The organism is Photobacterium sp. OFAV2-7, from assembly GCF_022347985.1.
Taxonomy (GTDB): domain Bacteria; phylum Pseudomonadota; class Gammaproteobacteria; order Enterobacterales; family Vibrionaceae; genus Photobacterium.
This window is the reverse complement of sequence record NZ_JAKRFQ010000590.1, coordinates 1-3,307: the sequence shown is the minus strand read 5'-3', so window position 1 is coordinate 3,307 and position 3,307 is coordinate 1. Positions and strand designations below refer to the sequence as shown.

Annotated in this window: 3 protein-coding genes; all 3 read right to left on the bottom strand. The window is 53.2% G+C overall.

All coding sequences use genetic code 11. The features are described from left to right. Nucleotides 1-1,567 (bottom strand): chromosome partition protein MukB (mukB, locus tag MHN01_RS21355; RefSeq protein WP_239413324.1); only part of this gene is annotated, 1,567 nt, incomplete at its 3' end. Beyond that, nucleotides 1,567-2,298 carry a chromosome partition protein MukE gene (gene mukE / locus MHN01_RS21350; protein WP_239413323.1) on the bottom strand — a complete coding sequence of 244 codons (732 nt, stop codon included), beginning with the start codon at nt 2,296-2,298 and terminating at the stop codon, nt 1,567-1,569. The genes mukE and mukB, both read right to left, overlap by 1 nt. After that, nucleotides 2,279-3,307: chromosome partition protein MukF (mukF, locus tag MHN01_RS21345; protein WP_239413322.1), on the bottom strand; the 1,029-nt coding region annotated here is incomplete at its 5' end. The genes mukE and mukF, both read right to left, overlap by 20 nt.

The window sequence follows — 3,307 nt, the reverse complement described above, 5'->3', positions numbered from 1 at the left end:
CACGGTATTGTGCCTTAAGCTGTTCACCACGGTCTGCAACGGCACGAAGCTGGCGAGTATGTGCAATCAACTCGCGCGCCTTATCACCTGCCTGGGCACGATCAACCGCACCGGCAATAGTTGTGACAATTTGCAGGCCTTTATCAAACTGCTGGGCAGCCGCCGACGACATATCCAGTTTATGTTTCAGGGCCAGCAGTGCCGTGGTCTGTACTTCCTGCTCATGCTTGAGCTGGGACAGGTAAGGCACCGCCTGATCTGCAAGTAGCTGATGATCGCCAGACAGATCGCGGGCTTTCTCCAGCGCCTGTACCGCCTGCTGATATTGCAGGGCACGGGTCTGCTGCATATCCAGCGCCTGCTGGTAGTCCGCCAACTGAGTTTTCAGGCTGTCGACTTCCTCTTCGCTCAGCAGTGCCTGCTCTTCAGCCATTGCCAGTTGCTCGGCGGCTTCTTCAACCACCATGACCTGCTCTTCCAGGCGCTCGGTCAGCTCTTCAAGATCTTCGCGATAACGCTCAATCTTCTCTTGCTGACGAACCGCAGTCTGCACCAACTGAAGATGATCCGACGCCGCCTGATGATCCTGCTCCAGTGCGCTCTCACGCTCTGTCAGTTCATCCAGCTCGCCAGTCATGTTGATCATCGATGTTTGCTGATCATCCAACACCTTGCGCGAACCAAGTAGTTCGCCACGCAAACTCAGGGTCTTTTCCAGTTTCTGGCGACGCTCGTTGGCATGGCGCATATAGTCCGCAGCAACATAGTTGGTTGCCTCAGTGATCAAATGCTTGAACAGATCACGGTCATTCTGGGTCAGCTTGATAGCTTCCAGCGTCATCCGGTTCTCGCGCAGTGCTGCTTCCATGTCCTGGAAGGCTTTCTTCACCCCGGTATTTTGCGGCAACAGGTAGTCACGCAGCGAGCGGGTGATCGCACTCGAGATACCACCGTACAGCGAGGCCTCAATCAGGCGATAGAATTTGGAACGATCGCTGCTGTTGCGTAATTTCTTCGGCAGAACACCAAACTCAAACATCTGGGCATGGTAATCCGTCACCGAGTTAAAGGCTTTGAAGTGGGTCCCTTCGTACTCGGCAGCAATCTCTTTGACTTCATTGATCTGGCGAACCCGCGCCTGATTGTCAGACAAAGTTTCGACCAAGACTTCGGTCGGCTTAATACCCGATGGCAGGCCCTGGATAATAAATGGCTTGATATCCACTTTCTTGTCACGACCAGCCACTTGCTGCAGCTTGACCGCAAAGATGATGCGTTGCTTCTTGGAGTTAACCACATCCAGCGCTGCATAACAGGCACCCGGCTTCAGCTTACCGTGCAGACCCTTGTCGCGAGAGGCATTAGAACTACCGGCTTCGGTTGTATTACGAAAGTGCAGCAGGCTCTGATCCGGGATCAGAGAAGTAATGAATGCCGCCATCGTTGTCGACTTACCGGCACCGTTACCACCTGACAGAGTGGTCACCAAATTATCAATGTCAAAGGTACGGGCAAAGAAGCCGTTCCAGTTGACCATTGTCAGCGATTGATACTTACCGCGTTCCATCAGGCTTCACCCTCCTGTCCGTCATGCTCGACTTGTTCTGTTACTTGCTCGCCCGTTGCATCCAGCAGGCTAGACTGGCTTGGCTCCTGCTGGTGAACCACCACCGCTTCACCATCACGGATCAGACGTAGCTGGGCTTCACGTACATCATCACCAGTGCGAACATCAGCACCAAAGCGGAATACCGCCTCGCTGATACGGAATTTGCCGTTCTCACCTACCGGAATGATCATCCCGATACGGCGCAGGCGACGCAGCGACGTTTTGACCTTGTCGAACAGTTTTTCCCGGTCGAGATCAGAGCCGGTTGCCCGATTGGTGACAAGCTTCATTAGCTTGGCCTCATCCGCCAGTGCCAATAGCTCGTCGAACAGTTCCTGATTGGTAAAAATCCCTTCGTGCGCCAAGCGCTCCGGGCTCAAATAAAGGAAACACAGTACCTTGCCCACCAGCATGTCGATTTCTGACAGTACCGAGCGACCGATCAGTGACGTCGAGCGTGGGCGCAGGTAGAAGAAACCTTCCGGGGCACGAACCAACTCGGCGTTATAACGTTTGTAAAACATAGCCAGCGGCTGCTCAAACTCGATCAACAGGGCATGGTTATCCAAATCTTCGCTGGCGATATGGCGGCCAGAACGTAGCGCATTATCCAGTGCCGGGAAAAGCGGGTTGGCTATTGCCTTGGCCAGCTTCTCAGGCATAAATTCTTCAATATTTATCGATGACATTAGCTTGTACCTTGGCTCCGTATTCATTGATTGCTTCCCAGTCAGGCTGAATTGCGTTGAAGTCAGACTCCGAGTAACCGAGCCTTACTGCCTGATCAATCACAATGCGCGCCAAATCAAAGTGCTGCGCATGTGGTTGTTGAGCCAAATAATCTTTAAGAAGCAAACTTAGGTTGATTGCAGCACCCGTTTCTTTATGGGCCTGCAGCATTGCAGCAACTTGGTCTGTCAGCTGGTCGTTCACCAGGCTGAGCTCTTCAAATTCCATCTCTTCCGGCACAATACCGGTAACTTCGTCGTCTCGCAGCACCAACGCCTCGTCACGCATATCCAGCAGACGGTCGGCATCAGCGTAGGTCAGCAGCCATGGTTCGTCGAAGTAATCGGTGACCGACTGACGCAAGCGCTGGCTGAAGGCACGGTTCTTATCCATATCGATCGCGGTACGGATAAACTTATGGACGTGGCGGTCATAGCCAATCCACAGGTCAATTGCCTGCTGCCCCCAGTTGATGATCCGGTCTAGCTTGGCCTGCAAAATGAAGATCATCCCGTCGACAAAATCCAGCTCCGGATTACCCTGAATTTCTTCCTGGATAGCCAATAGCTGGGTTTGTAGTTGGTCGCCTGCCGCTTGCAGCGTATCCTGCAGCTCACGCAGCGTACTGGAGGTTTCATTCAGCAAGCTCTCACAATTGGTGATTGCCGCTCGCCAATCCTGATTCAGCAGTTCGGCAATATCTTGCTTCACCTGTTGCTGCTGCTCATCCATGGTGCGCTGGTTAAGATCAATCCGGTCAAAGATTTCCGCCACTGAGTATTTCAGTACAGCGTAGACCTGCTGACGCCAGTGCTTCTCATCACCACCTTCCTGCGCGGCTTCCGCAGCCTTGTTGATCTCGTCGGCAACCATAGCCAGCTGAATCGACAGTTTCAGTGAAGAGTACTCGCGATGACGGGCGTAGTAGTCGGTTATGCTCAGCGCAAGCGGGCTGAGACGGTAAATACT